Origin of the sequence: Streptomyces lavendulae subsp. lavendulae, from assembly GCF_002803845.1 — a bacterium.
In the GTDB taxonomy this organism is placed as follows: domain Bacteria; phylum Actinomycetota; class Actinomycetes; order Streptomycetales; family Streptomycetaceae; genus Streptomyces; species Streptomyces lavendulae.
Genome location: NZ_CP024985.1, coordinates 3,100,374 through 3,118,694 on the forward strand (window position 1 = coordinate 3,100,374; position 18,321 = coordinate 3,118,694).

The 18,321-nt window shown below is 74.7% G+C and carries 16 protein-coding genes; 6 read left to right on the plus strand and 10 right to left on the minus strand.

The window, feature by feature from the left end:
* Nucleotides 1-16: 16 nt before the first annotated feature.
* The 3 genes from SLAV_RS12970 (at nucleotide 17) to SLAV_RS12985 (ending at nucleotide 3,148) form a co-directional block, all read left to right on the plus strand.
* Nucleotides 17-406: a DUF6325 family protein gene (locus tag SLAV_RS12970; protein WP_030232533.1), complete on the plus strand. Its 390-nt coding sequence runs from the start codon at nucleotides 17-19 to the stop codon at nucleotides 404-406.
* The gene (locus tag SLAV_RS41005) at nucleotides 406-831 is read left to right on the plus strand and encodes a hypothetical protein (RefSeq protein WP_158740715.1); all 426 of its coding nucleotides are present in this window, start codon (nucleotides 406-408) and stop codon (nucleotides 829-831) included. The genes SLAV_RS12970 and SLAV_RS41005 overlap by 1 nt, the downstream gene beginning before the upstream one ends.
* 1,183 nt (nucleotides 832-2,014) lie before the next feature.
* Nucleotides 2,015-3,148 (plus strand): C40 family peptidase, encoded by a 1,134-nt coding sequence (locus tag SLAV_RS12985; RefSeq protein WP_030225676.1) that lies wholly within the window; start codon nucleotides 2,015-2,017, stop codon nucleotides 3,146-3,148.
* Here SLAV_RS12985 and SLAV_RS12990 read toward each other — a convergent pair.
* From SLAV_RS12990 to SLAV_RS13010, 5 genes are read right to left on the minus strand one after another with little or no spacing between them, the layout of a single operon-like run.
* A complete protein-coding gene (locus SLAV_RS12990) occupies nucleotides 3,100-4,359 on the minus strand; it encodes a styrene monooxygenase/indole monooxygenase family protein (RefSeq protein WP_030225679.1) in 1,260 nt (419 codons plus the stop codon). The two genes, SLAV_RS12985 and SLAV_RS12990, sit on opposite strands and share 49 nt — an antisense overlap.
* Nucleotides 4,360-4,390: 31 nt before the next feature.
* Entirely contained in the window at nucleotides 4,391-5,014 is a 624-nt protein-coding gene (locus tag SLAV_RS12995; RefSeq protein WP_051840307.1) for a GTP-binding protein, read from the minus strand.
* On the minus strand, nucleotides 4,995-5,378 hold the full coding sequence (locus SLAV_RS13000; protein WP_030225685.1) for a DUF742 domain-containing protein: 384 nt from the start codon (nucleotides 5,376-5,378) through the stop codon (nucleotides 4,995-4,997). Before SLAV_RS13000 ends, SLAV_RS12995 begins: the two co-directional genes overlap by 20 nt.
* Complete coding sequence (locus SLAV_RS13005) at nucleotides 5,375-5,854, minus strand: roadblock/LC7 domain-containing protein (protein ID WP_030225687.1); 480 nt, start codon at nucleotides 5,852-5,854, stop codon at nucleotides 5,375-5,377. Before SLAV_RS13005 ends, SLAV_RS13000 begins: the two co-directional genes overlap by 4 nt.
* Nucleotides 5,851-9,048, minus strand: coding sequence for a sensor histidine kinase (locus SLAV_RS13010; protein ID WP_030225689.1), 3,198 nt, complete (start codon nucleotides 9,046-9,048; stop codon nucleotides 5,851-5,853). The genes SLAV_RS13005 and SLAV_RS13010 overlap by 4 nt, the downstream gene beginning before the upstream one ends.
* A 377-nt stretch (nucleotides 9,049-9,425) precedes the next feature.
* Between SLAV_RS13010 and SLAV_RS13015 the strand changes: the two genes are divergently transcribed.
* Nucleotides 9,426-10,199: a protein phosphatase 2C domain-containing protein gene (locus SLAV_RS13015; RefSeq protein ID WP_030225691.1), complete on the plus strand. Its 774-nt coding sequence runs from the start codon at nucleotides 9,426-9,428 to the stop codon at nucleotides 10,197-10,199.
* 48 nt (nucleotides 10,200-10,247) lie between these two features.
* On the opposite strand, the gene SLAV_RS13020 is transcribed toward SLAV_RS13015, so the two are convergent.
* Both SLAV_RS13020 and lon read right to left on the minus strand, forming a co-directional pair.
* Entirely contained in the window at nucleotides 10,248-10,688 is a 441-nt protein-coding gene (locus SLAV_RS13020) for a MarR family winged helix-turn-helix transcriptional regulator (protein ID WP_030225696.1), read from the minus strand.
* Nucleotides 10,689-10,832: 144 nt separating this feature from the next.
* On the minus strand, nucleotides 10,833-13,229 hold the full coding sequence (gene lon / locus SLAV_RS13025; protein ID WP_030225698.1) for an endopeptidase La: 2,397 nt from the start codon (nucleotides 13,227-13,229) through the stop codon (nucleotides 10,833-10,835).
* Between the two features lie 266 nt (nucleotides 13,230-13,495).
* Between lon and SLAV_RS13030 the strand changes: the two genes are divergently transcribed.
* A complete protein-coding gene (locus tag SLAV_RS13030) occupies nucleotides 13,496-14,353 on the plus strand; it encodes an SDR family NAD(P)-dependent oxidoreductase (protein ID WP_030225700.1) in 858 nt (285 codons plus the stop codon).
* 9 nt (nucleotides 14,354-14,362) lie between these two features.
* Here SLAV_RS13030 and SLAV_RS13035 read toward each other — a convergent pair whose 3' ends face one another.
* The 3 genes from SLAV_RS13035 to SLAV_RS13045 form a co-directional block, all read right to left on the minus strand.
* On the minus strand, nucleotides 14,363-15,124 hold the full coding sequence (locus SLAV_RS13035) for a DUF4097 family beta strand repeat-containing protein (protein ID WP_030225702.1): 762 nt from the start codon (nucleotides 15,122-15,124) through the stop codon (nucleotides 14,363-14,365).
* A gap of 89 nt (nucleotides 15,125-15,213) precedes the next feature.
* Nucleotides 15,214-16,104, minus strand: a complete 891-nt coding sequence (locus SLAV_RS13040; protein WP_051840308.1) for a sulfurtransferase — start codon at nucleotides 16,102-16,104, stop codon at nucleotides 15,214-15,216.
* A 181-nt stretch (nucleotides 16,105-16,285) separates the two neighbouring features.
* Nucleotides 16,286-17,554 carry a glycosyltransferase family 39 protein gene (locus SLAV_RS13045; protein WP_030225706.1) on the minus strand — a complete coding sequence of 423 codons (1,269 nt, stop codon included), beginning with the start codon at nucleotides 17,552-17,554 and terminating at the stop codon, nucleotides 16,286-16,288.
* Between the two features lie 170 nt (nucleotides 17,555-17,724).
* On the opposite strand from SLAV_RS13045, the gene SLAV_RS13050 reads away from it, so the two are divergent.
* The gene (locus SLAV_RS13050) at nucleotides 17,725-18,258 is read left to right on the plus strand and encodes a hypothetical protein (RefSeq protein ID WP_158740456.1); all 534 of its coding nucleotides are present in this window, start codon (nucleotides 17,725-17,727) and stop codon (nucleotides 18,256-18,258) included.
* Nucleotides 18,259-18,321 lie beyond the last annotated feature (63 nt).

An 18,321-nucleotide genomic window follows, 5' to 3' on the forward strand; every position in this document is an offset into this window, starting at 1 on the left:
TAGGGAGCCCCGGCGCATGGGACCTGTGGAATTCATCGTCCTGGCCTTCCCGGAGGAGCAGCTCCGGGTACCGGCCGTCGAGGCCGTGATGGGGCTGCGCAAGACCGGGGTGGTCCGGCTGATCGACGGCCTCGTCACGACGAAGACGGCCGGGGGCGAGGTGATGGCCGCGGAGTTCGACGAGTTCGTCGAGCTACGGGGCCTCCTGGCGGGCCGCGACGTGGCGCGGCTGATCGGCCCGGAGGACGTACGGGAGGCGGCGGAACTCCTGGACCGGGGCAGCTGCGCGCTGCTCCTGGTGGTCGAGCACGTCTGGGCGCAGGACGCGGCGGTCGCCGTACGGGCGGCGGGCGGACGGATCGTGGGGTCGGTCCGGATCCCGGCGGACCGGGTGGAGGTGGCGTGATGTTCATCCGGCCGGTCGGCGTCACCGTCTCCCCCGCACTCCGCCCACCGGGCCACCCACTGCTCCGCGGCCTCCTCCGCCGCGCGGCGGGCGCGGCGGAGTGGGCGACGGCGGAAGAGGGCGTGGCGGAGGAGAGCGTGGCGGAGGAATTGGAGGAGGCGCTGGAGGAGGGGGTCCGGCGGGAGTACGAGGTGGAGGCGGGGACCGAGGCCGAGCGGGAAGGGCCCGGCGCGCCGGAGGGGCCCGGCGCGCCGGAAGGCGGGGACGGGGGCGAGCCCCCGACCGAGGCGGAACCCCCGACCCACCCACCCGTGACCGGGCCCACCCTGGTGGCGGAGCTGACCCAACTCTCCGACCTGGCCCGTCAGGGCCTCCTGACCCCGGAGGAGTTCACCCTGGCGAAGGGGCGGTTGCTGCGGGGGTGAGGGGTCCCGCCTGGTCCGGATCAGGGAGGGTTTGGAGGTTTCCCGTCAGTCTCATCGTCCTTCCGCGTCGGGCCGGGCTGTCAAGGGCGCTCCTTCGTCGCGTCGCTTCGCGATGGCCTTCGGCCACCCTTGACAGGCCGACCCGCCACGGAATGCCAAAGACTGCCGGGAAACCCCCAAAAGAACGGTCACGGGGGAAGTGAGGGAGGGGCGGGTGGCGCAGTGATGCGAGACCCGTCTTCGCCCGGTCCCGGATTCCGGCCCCGAATGGGCATCGGTCCGAGGCCCGGGCCGGCCCAGACCACCCGACAGGACGATCAGGGCGTCCAACGAACCTCACGGGCGCGTCGGATCGCTACGCGCTTCGCCCGGCATAGCGTCCGGCGGCCGTCTGGGGCTGGACATAAGCCGCCCACGGCCGGGAGTCTCTGTCCCTCACGCGAGCGCGGGCCGTTTGTCCTTTTTGGGGTGCTGGATGGGCCCCGAAGGGGCTCTGATGGCGTCTCTCGGACTCTGCGGACGACTTTGTCGTCCGCAGAGTCCGACAGAGCCCTCAGGGGAACAGGAAAGGCCCCAGGCGGCCTTCAGCCGCCCGACAAGCGGGCCAATTACTCGCCGTGGGCGGCTTATGTCCAGCCACAGGCGGACGGCAGACGCTATGCCAGGCGAAGCGCGTAGCGATCCGATGCGCGTGGTGCCCGCCGGACGCTCTCGTCGCCGTGTCGGGCGGTCTGGCCGCCCCCGGCCCGGAATCTGATGGAAGTGGGGCCGCATCTCGGGTCCACCCAGGCGGGACGGCATGGGCATCCCTGAGACACCCGCACATCCACTCTTCCTCCCGGCCGTTTCCCTGGGGGCTTCCCGACAGTCTTTGGCATTCCGGGACGGGTCGGCCTGTCAAGGGTGGCCGAAGGCCATCGCGAAGCGACGCGACCGAAGGGAGCGCCCTTGACAGGCCGGCACGGCACGGAAGGACAGTGGACTGGCGGGACGCCCCCAGCCCTTCCCTGATCCCGGCCAAGGGTGCGCCGCCGCCCCCCGACCCCGCCCAACACCCCCACACCCCCACACCCCCACACCCCCAACACCCCCCACACCCCCACCCGGGTGACCCCGCCGTTCCGCCTCGGGGGTTACGGGGGTGGTACGTGGCAGCATCGGGCGGTGTCACGGAGGTGATTACATGACAAAACGACTGTTGCGGCTGGCCTGCCTGGCCGCCGTGCTCGTCGCTGCCGCCGGGCCGCCGCCCGTCGCGCGGGCCGAGCCCGTCGGGGAGTTGCTGACCCGGCTGCAGGGGCTGTACCAGCGCGCCGAGGAGGCCAGCGAGGCGTACAACGCCACCGAGGTCGCCCTCAAGGCCGGCCAGGACGAGGAGCGGCGGCTCACCGCCGAGCTCGGGCGGGCGCGTACCGCGCTCGGTGCCGAGAAGGCCACCGCCGGGCGGCTGGCCCGGGAGCAGTACCAGGGCACCCTCGGGCTCTCCCCGTACCTGCGGATGCTGCTCTCCGGCGACCCCCAGCAGGCCGTCGACCAGCGCCGGATCGCCGCCCGCCAGGGCGCCCGGCAGGCCGGGGTCGTGGCGCGGCTGGAGCGCGGCGAGCAGCGGGCCGACGCCCTGGCGGCGGCGGCCCGCAAGGCCCTCGACACCCAGCAGGGTCTCGTCGCCGAGCGCAGGAAGCAGCACGAGGAGGTGACGGGCCGGCTGAAGGACGTCGAGCGGCTGCTCGCGGCGCTGACCCCCGAGGAACTGTCGGGGCTGGACCGGCGCGAGGCGGCCGTCACCGCCGGGGCGCAGCGGGAGCTGGTGGACTCCGGCCGGCTGCCCGCCCGTACGGGGACGCCCACGGCGGCCGGTGGCGCGGCCCTGCGGTACGCGACGGCGCAGATCGGCAAGCCGTACGTGTGGGGCGCCGAGGGGCCGGGTTCCTTCGACTGCTCCGGGCTGACCTCGAAGGCCTGGGAGCACGCCGGGCGTTCCATCCCCCGGACCAGCCAGGAGCAGTGGGCGCAGCTCCCCCGGGTGCCGCTGGACCGGCTGCGTCCGGGCGACCTGGTGGTCTACTTCCCGAAGGCGACCCACGTGGCCCTGTACATCGGGGACGGGAAGGTGATCCAGGCGCCGCGTCCGGGTGCCACCGTGAAGGTGTCCCCCATCGCCGCGAACCCGTTGCTGGGGGCGGTGCGGCCGGATCCGGAGGGGGTCCCGCTGGCGGAGTTCACCCCGCCGCCGCTGCCCGAGGGCGCGACGGCGGGGGACGACACGGGCTATTCCGCCGGGACGGGGGACAGCGACGAGGACACCTCGGCCAGGTAGTCGGCCGTGTCCTCGGGCTCGTAGAAGTAGGAGTCGAAGTCGGCCGGGTTGTCGAAGCCGTTGGCGAAACGGTCCGCCACCGGCTGGAGCCGCCCGGCCGCGCCGATCAGCTCCAGCACGTGCTCCGGCGGGGCGCCGAGCATGGCGTTGGTCCACTCGGTGACGGGCATGCCGGTGGTGAACCAGTACTTGTCGAAGGTGGCCTTCATCCAGGCCTCGTCGAACGGCCGGTCGCCGTGCATGAGGATGGAGGAGAGGTACGAGGCCGCGCACTTGGCGGCCGAGTTCGAGCCCTGGCCGGTGATCGGGTCGTTCGCCACGACCACGTCCGCGACGCCCAGGACCAGGCCGCCGCCCGGCAGCCGGCCGACGGGGTTGCGGACCACGGGGGCGTAGCGGCCCGCGAGGGTGCCGCCGGCGTCCGTCAGCTCCACCTTGGTGGCGCGGGCGTACTCCCAGGGCGTGTACTTCTCCATGAGCTCCAGCGTCAGCGCCAGGTGCTCGCCCGGGTCGTTGACGCCCCGGAACACGTCCAGCGGGCCGCCGGGGAGGCCCTCCCAGAAGAGGATGTCGGCGCGGCCGGAGGTGGTGAGGGTCGGCATGACGAAGAGCTCGCCGACGCCGGGGACCAGGTTGCAGCGGACGGCTTCGGTCTCCGGGTGTTCGGGGCGCGGCCCGAGTCCGTGGACGTAGCTGACGGCGAGGGCGCGCTGGGGGGCGTCGTAGGGCGAGCGCGTCGCGTTCCGCTCGAACATGGAGACCAGTTCGCCCTTGCCGGCGGCGACGAGCACCAGGTCGTAGGTGCGGGAGAAGAAGTCCAGGTCGGCGACGGAGGCGCCGTGGATGACCAGCTGGCCGCCGCGCTGGGTGAAGGTGTCGAGCCAGCCGGCCATCTTCACGCGCTGGTCGACGGACTGGGCGTAGCCCTTGAGGCGGCCGAGCCAGTCGATGGGGCGGGTGGCGTCGGGGGCGGCGACCGAGACGCCGACGCCCTCGATCCGGGGGGCCTGGCGCTCCCAGAAGTTCAGCTGGAGGTCGCGCTCGTGCTGGAGCGCCGAGTCGAACATGCACTGCGTGGACATGACCCGCCCGGTGCGGATCTCGTCCGCCGTCCGATTGGACATGAGGGTGACCTCGTACCCCTTCGCCTGGAGGCCGAGGGCGAGCTGGAGACCGGACTGGCCGGCCCCCACGACAAGTATCCTGCGCATCTCACGTTCTCAATCTGCGGGACGGTTCGGGCTATTCGGGGGTGGCGTCCAGCGCGTGGCCCACGAGGGTCAGCAGGGATTCGACGACCGTCGCCCGGCGCCGCGCGTCCATGATCACGACGGGGACCTCCGGCGGGATGGTGAGCGCCTCCCGCACGTCCTCCACGTCGTAGGCCTGCGAGCCCTCGAAGTGGTTGACGGCGACGGCGTACGGGAGCCCGCAGCTCTCGAAGTAGTCGAGCGCGGGGAAGCAGTCGCGCAGCCTGCGGGTGTCGGCGAGGACGAGTCCGCCGATGGCCCCGCGGACGAGGTCGTCCCACATGAACCAGAACCGTTCCTGGCCCGGGGTTCCGTACACGTACAGCACGAGGTCGTCGTCGAGGGTGATGCGGCCGAAGTCCATCGCGACGGTCGTCGTGTGCTTGTCCGGGGTGCCGGTGAGGTCGTCGGTGGGTGCGGCGGCCTGGGTCATCACCGCCTCGGTGCGCAGCGGGGTGATCTCGGAGACGGAGGAGACGAAGGTGGTCTTGCCGACGCCGAAGCCGCCCGCGACGAGCACCTTGACGGCGACGGGCGCGCGCGAACGGTCGTACTGCCAGGGCTGGACGGGTTCGTCGTCCAGCAGGGCGGCCGGGTCAGAGACGGCGAAGACCACTGAGCACCCTTTCCAGCAGCGCGCGTTCGGGCCGGCCGGTGCCGTGCCCGGTGCCGTAGACGCGGACCCGGCCCTGGTCGGCGAGGTCGCTGACGAGGACGCGGACGACGCCGAGGGGCAGCTTCAGCAGGGCGGCGATCTCGGCGATCGTGCGCATGCGGCGGCACACCTCGACGATGGCCCGCATCTCGGGCATCCGGTCGGGCGTCTTGGCCGGGCCGGTGTCGAGGGCGGCGACGAAGGTCTCCACCAGCAGGACCTGCGTGAAGCGGGTGCGGCCGCCCGTGAGGGAGTACGGGCGGACGCGGGCGGGGCGGCGGTCGGCGCCGCGTATCGGCAGCCGGTCGGAGGCCGTACTCCTCACGGGGTCTTCTCCATCGACTGGCGCAGCTCACTGCGGACTTCGGGGGTCAGGACGTGGCCGGCCCGGCCGACGAAGAGGGCCATGTGGTAGGCGATGACGCTCATGTCGCAGTCGGGGGTGGCGTGCACGCCGAGCAGGGAGCCGTCGCTGATGGCCATGACGAAGACGGAGCCGTTCTCCATCGCCACCATGGTCTGCTTGACCGCGCCGAACTCCATGAGGGCGGCGGCGCCGGTGGTGAGGCTGCCGAGTCCGGAGACGATGGTGGCGAGGTCGGCCGAGGCCCCGCGGGGGCCCTTGGGGCGCCCCTCCTGCGGGGTGTCCGAGGCCCCCGGTTCGGAGGAGAGCAGCAGGAGACCGTCCGAGGAGACGACGGCCACGGAGTTGACTCCGGGCACCTCCTCGACCAGGTCGGTCAGCAGCCACTGCAGGTTGCGGGCCTGGGTGCTCAGTCCGTACGTACTGGGCGCGGTCATGTGCGGGCCTCCTGTGCGGTGTCCCCCTGGTCGGTGTGTCCCTGCCCCCGCCCGCGGTCCTGCGCGAGCTCGGCGGCGGCCACGCGGCGCCCGTCCTGGGCGCCCTGGTAGAACCCGCCGAGGCGACGGCGCAGTTCTTCGGCGTCCACCCGGCGCGGCTCGGGGCGGGCCGCGGCGGGGCGTCCGGCGGCGGGGCCGGGGACGGAACGCGGGGTGCGCTTGGGGAGGCCCTTGTCGGTGACGGCCTCGGAGAGGGGTGCGGCGACGGGTCCGGGGATGGCCCCGGAGCCGGCGTCGGGTGCGTGGCCGGGGTGGCTGCCCTGGCGCGGTACGAAGCCGTCCCCGGCGTCCTCGACGCGCCGGTGGGCGGTCGTGTCGGCGTCGGCCTGGGGGACGACGCGTGCCAGCAGTTCCCCGGCCGGGGTCTCCGGCTCGGCGGACGCCGTGAAGACCTGGTCGGCCGGGGGCGGCGGGGCATCCTCGAAGGCCTCGGCCAGCGGGACGACCCGGGCGGGGGCCTCTCCCTCCGGGGCCTCCGCCTCAGCGGGCTCCGCCGGGGACTCGGACGCGGAGGCGCCCGCCCCCTGGGGCTCGGACTCCAGGGACTCGGATACGAGGGCGTCGAAGAGCGGGGCGTCGCAGGCCCGGGGCTCGGCACCCTGGGACCCGGACACCGGAGCGTCGGGCACCGGCGACTCGGAGCCCAGGGGCTCGGACCGCGGAGCGTCGGACCCCAGGGACTCGGGCTCCGGGGACTCCGACCCAAGAGACTCCGACACCAGCGCATCGAACAGCGGAGCGTCGGACGCCGGGGACTCGGACGTCTGGGCGTCGGTCGCCTGGGCATCCGCCCCTTGGGCGTCAGAACCCTGGCCATCGTCGGTCGCCTGGGCGTCGGCCCCCTGCGCGTCGGCCTCGAAGGCCTCCGCCAAGGTGACCACCCGGGCCGGAGCTTCCGGTTCCGTGGGCTCGGGGAGCGGGGCGGAGCCCGTGAGGAGGCCCTCCGACAGGGGGCCGTCCGGCAGGGCCTCCGCGAGGGCGTCGTCCGTTTCCGCGCCGGCCGTCGTGGCCTCCGGGCGGAGCCTCGGCGACAGGGTGTTCTCGTTGGCCTCGGCGACCACCCCGGGCAGCTGGAGCGCGGGAGCGCCCGGCGAGGCCAGGGTGTGCACCGGGGAGGCGGGCGGGCCCGCCGGGAGCAGGTGGGCGGGGATGACGACCAGCGCCTCCGTGCCGCCGTGCCGCGGGGCCCGCAGCTCGGCCGTCACGCCGTGGCGCGCCGCGAGCCGCCCGGCGACGTACAGGCCGAGGCCCAGGCCGTGTTCGGCCTCGGGCTCCTCGTCGTAGGCGTCGGGGGTGGACAGGCGCAGGTTCAGCGCGTCGAGCCGGTCGCCGGTGACGCCGATGCCCTCGTCGACGACGGTCAGGACCACGTCGCCGGAGTCCTGGATCAGCGCGGACACCTTCACCTTGGCCTCGGGCGGCGAGAAGGTGGTGGCGTTCTCCAGGAGTTCGGCCAGGACGTGCGAGATGTCGTCGGCGGCGTGCCCGGCGACCTGCGGTGCGACGGGCAGGACGGCCAGGTCGACCCGCTCGTAGCGCTCGATCTCGCTGACGGCGGCCCGCATGACGTCGACCAGCGGCACCGGCAGGCTCTGCCCGTGGCCGTGTTCCTGTCCGGCGAGGACCAGGAGGTTCTCGTTGTGGCGGCGCATCACGGTCGCCAGGTGGTCCAGCTTGAAGAGGGTGGCGAGCCGGTCCGGGTCGCCCTCCTTGGACTCCAGGTCCTCGATGACCGCGAGTTGGCGCTCGACCAGGCCCAGGGTCCGCAGCGAGAGGGAGACCGAGGTGGTCGACATGACCCGGCGGTGTTCCTCCAGCCCGGCCCGCAGTTCCTTGAGTTCCGCCTCCAGCGCCTCGCGGCCCGAGGAGAGGGCCTCGTTGCGGCCGATGAGGCGGCGCCGGTCGGCGTCGAGGCCGGCGATCTTCGTGTGCAGGGCGACCGTCTGGTCCCGTACGGCGTTGAGGTGGCGCACGACCTCGGCGAACTCGTCGTTGCGGCCGGTGAAGCGCACCGGCTCGACGGAGCCCTCCGGGGTGGCCAGCCGCTCCGCGCCGCGGCGCAGCACGGACAACGGGCGGGTCAGGGAGCGGGCGATCGCGGTGGAGAAGCCGATGACGAAGAGGAAGAGCACGCCGAGCCCGGCGACCATCAGTTCGAGCCGGGTCACGTCGTCGTCGCGCAGGGTGGCGAGGGCGGTGGCCCGCTGGCCGGCGAGGGTGGACTCCACCGACCGCATCCGGTCGATCCGTGCGGTGAGCGCGGTTCCGACGGCGCCGGCGTCGACCTTGCGGTCGGCCGGGGTGAGCGTGGGCCGGTCGGTGAGCCGCTTGAGGTGGTCCTCGGCGGTCTTGACCTCGGGGCCGGTGACGGTGACCGCGAGGGTCTCCCGTACGTCGGGGCGCGCGGCGCGGTTGAAGTCGTCCAGCGCGGCCTGTTCCCGGACCCGGGACCGCTGGGCGGCGGAGGTGAGTTCGTCGGCGACGGCGGAGCCCGGAGGCTGCTCGCCCCGGGGGACGGCCAGCGCGGCGAGCAGCAGTCCGCGGGTGGCGGAGGCCTGGTCGACGGCCTGGCCCAGCGGGGCCGTGGGCCGGGTGAAGGCGAGGGCGGCCTCGGCGCGCGGCGGGGTGAGTTCGGCGAGCCGGTCGCCGGGCGCGAGGAGTTCGGTGATGACGCCCGCGTAGGCCTGCTGGGCGGCGAGGGCGGTGCCCTTGCCGTCGAGGGCCTCGGTGCGGACTCCCTTGATCCGGCCGAGGGCGCGGGCGAGTTCCCCGTCGGCCTCGGGGCGGATCTCGGCGATCTGCCGGTCGGTGCGCGCCGTCCGCTCGTCGACGGGGGCCTTGCCGTTGCCGGGCCTGCCCTTCGCCGCGTACTCGACGACGGCGTCGCGCTCGTCGCCGAGGAGGTGGACGAGGGTGAGGGTGTGCTGCGTCTGTTCCGCGAGGGTGACCAGGCGCTGTGAGTCGTTCAGTTCCCTCGTTGCGGAGATGACGGCGGGGGTGCCGGCCGCGAGGACGGTGAGTCCGGCGACTGCCACCCCGATCACCAGCCTGCGGCGAACGCGGACGCGCCGTCCTGCGTTGGCGGGTCCGTCGGCGCTGGCGGTGCCGTTCTTCCGAGACCGCTTCTTCTGCACCGGTGCTCGCAATCCTGTACGTGTGCTCGTGCTCGTCTACTCGTGTGGCCGAGGTAACGGCCGGTCAACAAGTAAACGCCCCCTGCCCCCTCGTACCGCCTCAGACCTTTGCAGCGTGTTGGGAGGAGAGCCGCACATCGCCCACCCGGCCACTCGAAGGAGTGAACATCACGGAGGAGTGGCCGACCAACTCGGGCATCCCGTGTCAGGGGGCCGCCGTGGACGGGTGGTTGAAAGAACGAGCCGGGCTTTGGCAATATGCCCGCCCACATGCCCGCGGGGCCGCGCCGGGCGCGGTGTGGGCGGGGGCTCCGTACGCACCGTTATTGGTATGGACCTTCTGGGGCCCGGGAGTTCCCGGCGGGCAGAATGTCCGCATGCGCATCGACCTGGCCTCGGCCCCCGGCAACCCGGAACGCCCCAACGAGGACTGGGCGTCGGCCGCGATACCTGCGGCGGGAGGTGGCGTCCTGGTCGTCCTGGACGGAGTCACCCCGCCACGCGGGGACGACGGGTGCGTGCACGGAGTGCCCTGGTTCTCGGCCCGGCTCGGCGGCCGATTGACCGAACTGTCCGGATCGCGACGGGACATGCCGCTGGACCGGATCCTGGCGCGGGCCATCCGCGAGACGGCCGACGCGCACCGCGACACCTGTGACCTTTCTCACGTCCGGACCCCGCAGGCGACGGTCGTGATGGTGCGCTGGGACGGGGCCTGCGTGGAGCACCTCGTGCTCTCGGACTCCGTCCTCCTGCTCCGCGCGCCCGACGGCGCGGTGACGGCGGTGCTCGACGACCGGCTGGACCGGATCCCGCGCGAGGTGCTCGGCTCGGTGGCGGCGACGGACGCGCTGCGCAACGCCGACGGGGGCTTCTTCACCGCGGCCGCCGACCCGGCGGTGGCGGCCCGCGCGGTCACCGGGCGCACCCCGCGCGGGGAGGTGGTGGCGGTCGCGGCGCTGACGGACGGGGCGAGCCGGTGGACGGACACGTTCGGGGAGGGCGACTGGGCCGCCTGTCTGGACGTGCTGCGCAAGGAGGGCGCCGAGGGGCTGATCGGGCGGGTGCGGACCATCGAGTCGGATCCGCTGCGTCCGCCGGCCCGGCACAAGCGGCACGACGACGCCTCGGCGGTCTACGCGGAACTCTGAGCCGGCGCGGCGCGCGGTCCGGCGCGGCGCCCGGTCCCCGCTCCGGCCCTACTCCTCGCCGGAGTTGAGCTGGTTGAGCAGGCGGGCCAGCTCCGCCACCTCGCCCCGGTCCCAGTCGGCCAGCTTGCGCATGTACTGCTCGCGGCGGGCTCCCCGTACGCGCAGGAAGCGGGCCCGGCCCTCGTCGGTGAGGCCGACGAGGAAGGCGCGGCCGTCGGCCGGGTCCGGCTCGCGGGCCACCAGGCCCAGGACCTCCAGGGCCCGCAGCTGGCGGCTCATGGTGGCCTTGCCGACCCCGAAGTAGGCGGCGAGCTCGGTGGCCCGCTGGCGGCCGGCGGCCTCCAGCCGGACGAGCAGCCCGTACGCGGCGGGCTCCAGCTCCGGGTGGAGCGCGCGGGCCATCTCGCCGGAGGAGGCGCGGGCCCGCCGGAGGAAGACGGACAGCTCCCGCTCCAGGGCAAGGAACTCCTGGTCTTCGCTCCCGTGCACGTCCCGCTCCGATCGGTGGTGGTGTCCCCCTGCGGGCCCGCTGCGGGCCCGGTGTACGGGCCCAGTATTTCGCAGGGGGCGGGCCGACGGCCCGGGGCCCCGCCGATGCGGGTCCCCGGGCCGTACGGAGCTCTCGTGCGCAGGTCAGGCGGCCTTGGTGAAGGACATCGCGGCCGGGGCCAGGGCCAGCTCCAGGACCTGTCGCACATCCGTCACCGGGTGCACCTCCAGCCCCTCCAGCACCTCGGCCGGGACGTCGTCCAGGTCGGCCTCGTTGCGCTTGGGGATGATCACGGTGGTCAGGCCCGCGCGGTGCGCGGCCAGCAGCTTCTGCTTGACCCCGCCGATCGGCAGCACCCGGCCGGTGAGGGAGACCTCGCCGGTCATGGCCACGTCGGTGCGGACCTGGCGGCCGGACAGCAGCGAGGCGAGGGCCGTGGTCATGGTGATGCCCGCGCTGGGGCCGTCCTTGGGGACCGCGCCGGCCGGGAAGTGGATGTGCACGCCCCGGTCCTTGAGGTCGGCGACCGGCAGCTCCAGTTCCGCGCCGTGCGAGCGCAGGAAGCTCAGCGCGATCTGCGCCGACTCCTTCATCACGTCGCCCAGCTGGCCGGTGAGGGTGAGCCCGGCGGCCCCCGTCTCGGGGTCGGCGAGCGAGGCCTCGACGAAGAGCACGTCGCCTCCGGCACCGGTCACGGCGAGGCCGGTGGCCACGCCGGGGACGGCGGTGCGCCGCTCCGCGGGGTCCTGCGCGGACTCCGGGACGTGGTGCGGCCGCCCGATGAGGGCGCGCAGGTCGTCGGCGCCGATGGTGAAGGGCAGCTCCCGCTCGCCCAGCTCGTGCTGGGAGGCCACCTTGCGCAGCAGCCGGGCGATGGACCGCTCCAGGGTGCGCACGCCCGCCTCGCGGGTGTACTCGCCCGCCAGCTTGCGCAGGGCCTCCTCCTGGAGCACCACCTCGTCGGCGGCCAGGCCCGCGCGCTCCAGCTGGCGGGGCAGCAGGTGGTCGCGGGCGATGACGACCTTCTCGTCCTCGGTGTACCCGTCGAGGCGGACCAGTTCCATGCGGTCGGCCAGGGCCTCGGGGATGGCTTCGAGGACGTTGGCGGTGGCCAGGAAGACCACGTCGCTCAGGTCCAGCTCCACCTCCAGGTAGTGGTCGCGGAAGGTGTGGTTCTGCGCCGGGTCCAGGACCTCCAGGAGGGCGGCGGCCGGGTCCCCGCGGAAGTCGGAGCCGACCTTGTCGATCTCGTCGAGGAGGACGACCGGGTTCATGGACCCGGCCTCCTTGATCGCGCGGACGATGCGGCCCGGCAGGGCGCCTACGTAGGTACGGCGGTGGCCGCGCACCTCCGCCTCGTCGCGGACGCCGCCGAGGGCGACGCGGACGAACTTGCGGCCCATGGCGTGGGCGACGCTCTCGCCGAGGGAGGTCTTGCCGACGCCGGGCGGGCCGACGAGCGCGAGCACGGCTCCGCCGCGCCGGCCGCCGATGACGCCCATGCCGCGCTCGCCGCGCCGCTTGCGGACGGCGAGGTACTCGGTGATGCGGTCCTTCACGTCGCCGAGTCCGGCGTGCTCGGCGTCGAGGACGGCGCGGGCGCCCTGGATGTCGTACCGGTCCTCGGTCCGCTCGTTCCAGGGCAGTTCGAGGACGGTGTCCAGCCAGGTGCGGATCCAGGAGCCCTCCGGGCTCTGGTCGCTGGCGCGTTCGAGCTTGTCGACCTCCTTGAGGGCGGCCTCGCGGACCTTCTCGGGCAGGTCGGCGGCCTCGACGCGGGCGCGGTAGTCGTCGGACTCCTCGCCCTCCTGCTCCCCGTTCAGCTCGCGCAGTTCCTTGCGGACGGCTTCGAGCTGACGGCGCAGGAGGAACTCGCGCTGCTGTTTGTCGACGCCGTCCTGGACGTCCTTGGCGATGGACTCGGCGACGTCCTGCTCGGCGAGGTGGTCGCTGAGCGCCTTGACGGCGAGCCGGAGGCGGGCGACCGGGTCGGCGGTCTCCAGCAGTTCCACCTTCTGGGCGGTGCTCAGGAAGGGCGAGTAGCCGGAGTTGTCGGCGAGCGCCGAGACGCCCTCGATCTGCTGGACCCGGTCCACGACCTGCCAGGCGCCGCGCTTCTTGAGCCAGGTGGTGGCGAGGGCCTTGTACTCCTTGACGAGCTCGGCGACGGCCCCCGGCAGCGGGTCGGGCACCTTCTCGTCGACGGTCTCGCCCTCCACCCAGAGCGCGGCGCCGGGCCCGGTCGTGCCGGCTCCGATCCTGACGCGGCCACGGCCGCGGATCAGGGCGCCGGGGTCCCCGTCGGAGAGCCGGCCGACCTGCTCGACGGTTCCCAGCACACCTGTGCCGGTGTACTTGCCGTCGACCCGGGGCACGAGCAGCACCCGGGGTTTCCCGCTCCCGGCCGCCGCCTGCGCCGCCTCCACGGCTCCGCGCACCTCGGCGTCGGACAGGTCCAGCGGTACGACCATTCCGGGCAGCACGACCTCGTCGTCGAGCGGCAGCACGGGCAGGGTGAGCGTTACGGACGTCGAAGCCATGATCTTCCCTCCGGCAGTGAAGTTGAGCTATGCCGACTCAATGCACCTGCGCCCCGGGATGTTCCCCAACTCCCGTTCGCCGGGGGCGAACACCTGCGCGCAGGCCCCCGGGAGGCACGAGCAATCAGCGGCGCGTCGGGCGGGCGCCTTCTGACCCCTTTTCACAAAGACGAGACGTTCCGTCTTGACTCGATGCACGCGCGGCGGGCACAGTAGGGGCATCAAACGAGACGGAACGTCTCGCCGCATCGACGAGGGGAGCCCCCGTGCGCACCGAAACCGCAGGTACCGACCGCGTCTGGTTCATCACCGGTGCCAGCCGCGGGCTCGGCCGGGCCTTCGCCGAAGCGGCCCTGGCCGCCGGGGACCGCGTCGCCGTCGCCGCACGCACCACCGGGCCGCTGGAGGAACTGGCCGCCGCGCACCCCGGCCGGGTGCTGCCCCTGCCCCTGGACGTCACCGACCGGGACGCGGTCGCTGCGGCCGTCGCCACCGCCGTCGGCCGCTTCGGACGGCTCGACGTCGTCATCAACAACGCCGGGACCCTGACGATGGGCATGGTCGAGGAGTTCACCGAAGCCGAGGCCCGCGCCCAGATGGAGGTCAATTTCTTCGGCGCGCTGTGGGTGACCCAGGCCGTACTGCCCGTCCTGCGCGGGCAGGGCGCGGGACACCTCGTACAGGTCTCCAGCATCGGTGCGCTCAGCGGCTTCCCGAGCACCGGGCTCTACAGCGCGAGCAAGTGCGCCCTCGAAGGGATGAGCGAGGCCGTCGCCATGGAGGCGGCCGGCTTCGGGGTCAAGGTGAGCATCCTGGAGCCCGGCGGCTACTGGACCGACCTCTATACGGCGATGGGCGCCACCACCCCCCTGGAGCCGTACGCCCCCCTGCGGGCGCGGCTGGAGGAGCAGTTCGCGGAGGGGTCCGTGGACAGTGATCCGGCACTCGCCGCGCGGGCGCTGCTCTCGCTGGTCGACAGCGCGGAACCGCCGCTGCGCCTGCTGCTGGGGAGCATGGTCTACGACCTGGCCTTCGACATCGCCCGGCGACGGATGGACACCTGGGCGGGCTGGGAGTCCGTCAGCCGTGCCGCGGAGGCGGCGGTGCCCGCCCCGGTGGCCTGAGGGCCGGCGTCAGCCGGAGACGTGGAGGTCCCCCGAGGTGGTGCGGAAGGAGAGCCGGGAGGGGGCGGCCGGGGTGGAGGCCAGGGTGACGTCACGGTCGCCGGAGGCCGTGGACGCCGTCACCTCGTACGGGCCCCCGGGCAGCCGGGCCCGGACATCGCCCGAGGTGGTGGTGACCGACAGGGAGGCCGGGGGCGCGGCGAAGCCGACGGTGGCGTCGCCGGAGGCGGAGCGGATCTCGGCGTCGGGGGCGCGCAGGGCGGTGGCCTCGATGTCGCCCGAGGCGGTACGGATCCTCAGCGGGCCGGTGATCCGCTCGGCGCGCACGTCCCCGGAGCCGGAGGTGACCTCGGCGGCCGCGACCCCCGCCACGGTGATGCGGCCGCTGCTGCTGTCGAGCCGGACCTTCGCGGAGGCGGGCACCTCCAGGCGGTAGTCGACCCAGCAGGAGTCCGCGCAGCCCGCGGTGAAGCTCAGCACGCCGTCGGAGACCCGCCGGCCGGGCTCGGGGGTCGCCTCGCCGCGGTAGTGCACGGTCCGGTGGACCCGCACCCCCGGTCCGGCGCCGGGGGTGACCTCGATGGAGCCGCGGCGCGCGTCCGTCACCTCGACCGCGGTGACGGCCTCGGTCACGGTGTCGTCGGCGGTGAGGCTCCTGGACGTGCCCCCGGGCAGGGAGCAGCCGACGAGGAGGAACCCGGCGGTGACGGCGGTGACGGCGCCGCCGAAGGCCTTCCGGCCGGGGCGGGCTGACGCGGTGTGGGCTGGCATGCCGCCCAGTCTTCCGGCCCCGGGGCCGCCGGGCCCTGGGGCCGGTACCCGTTCCGGGGTGGGGGTATCCCCCGGCCGGGGCGGGGCGGTCAGGGGCCGGAGGTCACCGGGCGGTCGGGGGAGGGCAGGCCCCATTCGCTCCAGGAGCCGTCGTACACCGCCGTGTCCCGGTACCCGGCGAGAGTGGCGCCCAGCGCGAGCACGCAGGCCGTCACCCCGGACCCGCAGCTGAAGCGGAGCCGTTCCTTCCCCGCGGCCACCGCCTCGAAGGCCGCGCGGAGCCCGTCGGGCGGGAGCATCAGGCCCTGCGGCCCCTGGAGCCGCCCGAACGGCAGGTTCACCGCGCCCGGCATGTGGCCGCCGCGCAGTCCCGGCCGGGGTTCGGGGGCGGTGCCCTCGAAGCGCTCCCGGGTGCGGGCGTCCAGGACGGCGGCCGCCGGATCGGCCAGCGCCGCCGAGACCGCGGCGGCGTCCACCAGCAGCCCGGGGCGGGGCCGGGCGGTGAAGGAGCCGCGCGGGCCCTCGTACGCCGCCGGGGCGTCCTCGACGGGCAGCCCGGCGGCGGTCCAGGCGGGCAGGCCCCCGTCGAGGACGGCGGCCCGGTCGAAGCCCATGGCGCGCAGCATCCACCAGGCGCGGGCGCTGGAGTAGATCCCGGCGCCGTCGTAGACGACCACGGTGTCGGTGTCGTCGAGGCCCAGGCCGCGCATCGCGTCGGCGAACTCCGCGGCGGCGGGCATGGTGTGCGGCGCGGCGGCGGCGTGGTCGGACAGCGCGCCGTCGAGGTCGAAGGGCCGCGCGCCGGGGATCCGCGCGGGGGCGCCCCGGTGGGCGCCGACGGAGGCGTCGAACAGGACCACTCCGGGCCCGCCGATCCGCTCCGCGAGCCACTCCACCCCCACGAGCGGCCCGAACGGGGCGGCCGGGTCCGGACGTTCGGACGCGGGTACGGGCCCGGCGGCGGGGTCGGGCGTGGACATACGGCACCTCCGGAGAGCACGCCGGCCCCCGCCCACCGGAGTGCACGGGACCCGACGGGTACTGACGCGGTCCGCAACATCCTCCCCCGCCCGCACCCCCACCCGCCAACACCCCCCACCCGAGGGCGAATCCACCCCGGCCACCCCGGCCACCCCGACCGGACCGAGACCCCCGCCCCGCTCAGTCGCAGCCGCCCGGTCTCGCGTACACCACGACCCGGGCCCCCCGCACCGTCGTCAGCGAGCAGCGTTCGAAGGTGGTGGCCAGGGCCTCGCGTTTGGCGGCCTCGGTCGGGTACGGGTCCAGGGGCTGGCCCTGCGGGTCCAGCAGGGCGATCACGCGGGGAGAGTCCAGCAGTGCCGTCCGGATCCGCTCCGGCGGCAGTTCGGTGCCGTGGAGGGTGTTCGAGGCCGCCGGGGAGCGGTCCAGGGCCACGTCGCGCAGGCCCGCGTAGGCGGTGGGCGAGGACAGCAGCCATTCGCGCCGCCGCGACGGCATGAACAGCACCGCGTCCCCGGGCCTGGCCCGCTCCCGGACGGCGGCGGCCACCGCGAGGACGTCGTCCTTGCGGCTCTCGGGGGTCCGCAGCCACGCGGACCACCAGCCCAGGGGCACCAGCAGTACGGCGGCCAGCAGCCAGGGCCACCACCCGCGCGCGCGGGCGAGCCGGGCCCCGACGAGGAGGGCCGGGCCGACGAGCGCGTAGAGGACGTACCGGTCGACGTACCAGGGGTGCACCAGCGACACCGTCATCAGCAGTCCGGGCGGCAGCAGCGCCAGCGGTACGGCGACCCGGGCGAGGTCCGCGAGGTCCCGCTCGGCGGCGCCCCGCGCGAGCAGCAGCACCACCGCCGCGAGCACCCCGTAGGCCGCCCAGTCCTGCCAGGAGGGCCGTCCGAGCCAGCCCAGCTGCGCCCGCGCCTGTCCGGCGCTCAGCAGCGCCAGCGGCGCCAGCCCGGCCACCACGGCCGCCGCGCTCCACCGCCAGCCGGGCGAGCGGCGGGCCGCGGGGGCGTGGGCGAACAGGGCCAGGACGGCGAACTCGTGCAGCCAGCAGCCGAGGAGCAGGACGGCGGCGTACGCGGCCCACCGCTCGCGCAGCATCAGGTGGGTGGCCCAGACCACGGCCGCCGTGACGAGGGCGTACGAGCGCCCCTCCTGGGCGTAGGCCTGTACGGGCGGGAGCAGGGCGTAGGCGGTGCCGGCGAGGAGCGCGGCCCGCTCCCCCGCCAGGCGGTGGGCGACCGCGGCCACACCGGCGGCGGCGAGGGCGGCGCCGGCCACGGAGGGCAGGCGCAGCGCCCACAGGCCCCCGTCCCACAGGGCGAAGACCGCGTGCATCAGCAGGTAGTAGAGGCCGTGGACGGCGTCGACCCGGGCGAGGAGGCCGGCGAGGGCGGCCAGGGGGCGGTGGGCGACCTGCCAGGTGGTGGACTCGTCGCGCCACATGCTGCCGTCGCCGGGGCCGCGTTCCAGTGCGAGGAGGCCGAGGAGGACGGCGAACAGCGGGGGCGCCCAGCGCCAGGCGGCGATGCGGCGGATGACGGCCTCCCGGGATGCGTTCCGTGGTGGGATGGAAGTCCATGGTCGGGGTCGGCCGGGGTACCCGGGAGGCGAATGTGCGAACGGTGCGGACGGGACGGACGGCACGGGCCGCGGCGGGGGCGCTGCTGGCGGTGGCGGTACTGATCGGCTGCGGCGCGGGCGCCGGCGGCTCCCCCGGGCCCGGCGGGCCCTCGGGCGGGGCGACGGCCGGCGCCACCGCGGGGACCCCCGGGTCCTCGGGCCTGCCCGCCCCGTCCGCGTCCCCGAGCCGGGATCCCGCCGCGGAGCGGCTGGTCACCGTCACCCGTACCGGCGGCTTCGCCGGGCGGACGGTGGTCCTCACCGTCCGGGGCGACGGCTCGTGGACCCGGACCTCGGGCACCGCGCAGCCCGGGGCCGGGCAGCTGCCCCCGTCGGGCCTGGAGGCGCTGCGCAGCGCGCTGCGGGCCGCGGACCTGCCCCGGCTGCCGGCCGACGCCAGGGCCGACCCGCCGGTCTACGACGGGTTCGCGTACGAGTTCGCGTACGACGGGTCCACGGTGAGCTCCGACGAGGGTTCGCTGACCCCCGGGCTGCGGAAGGTGCTGGCGGCCCTGCCGGGCTTCTAGGGCCGCGCCGGGCGGGTCCACCGGGCGTCCACCGGGCCGCAGGCCCTTTCCGGCCACCGCACC

Excerpts from the sequence above, each read along its gene's own strand:
- SLAV_RS13005 (WP_030225687.1), bottom strand. The coding sequence starts at position 5,854 with ATGACCGCGCCCAGTACGTACGGACTGAGCACCCAGGCCCGCAACCTG.
- SLAV_RS13035 (WP_030225702.1), bottom strand. The coding sequence starts at position 15,124 with ATGCCAGCCCACACCGCGTCAGCCCGCCCCGGCCGGAAGGCCTTCGGC.
- SLAV_RS13045 (WP_030225706.1), bottom strand. The coding sequence starts at position 17,554 with ATGTGGCGCGACGAGTCCACCACCTGGCAGGTCGCCCACCGCCCCCTG.
- SLAV_RS41005 (WP_158740715.1), top strand. The coding sequence starts at position 406 with ATGTTCATCCGGCCGGTCGGCGTCACCGTCTCCCCCGCACTCCGCCCA.
- SLAV_RS12985 (WP_030225676.1), top strand. The coding sequence starts at position 2,015 with ATGACAAAACGACTGTTGCGGCTGGCCTGCCTGGCCGCCGTGCTCGTC.
- SLAV_RS12970 (WP_030232533.1), top strand. The coding sequence starts at position 17 with ATGGGACCTGTGGAATTCATCGTCCTGGCCTTCCCGGAGGAGCAGCTC.
- SLAV_RS13040 (WP_051840308.1), bottom strand. The coding sequence starts at position 16,104 with ATGTCCACGCCCGACCCCGCCGCCGGGCCCGTACCCGCGTCCGAACGT.
- lon (WP_030225698.1), bottom strand. The coding sequence starts at position 13,229 with ATGGCTTCGACGTCCGTAACGCTCACCCTGCCCGTGCTGCCGCTCGAC.
- SLAV_RS13015 (WP_030225691.1), top strand. The coding sequence starts at position 9,426 with ATGCGCATCGACCTGGCCTCGGCCCCCGGCAACCCGGAACGCCCCAAC.
- SLAV_RS12990 (WP_030225679.1), bottom strand. The coding sequence starts at position 4,359 with ATGCGCAGGATACTTGTCGTGGGGGCCGGCCAGTCCGGTCTCCAGCTC.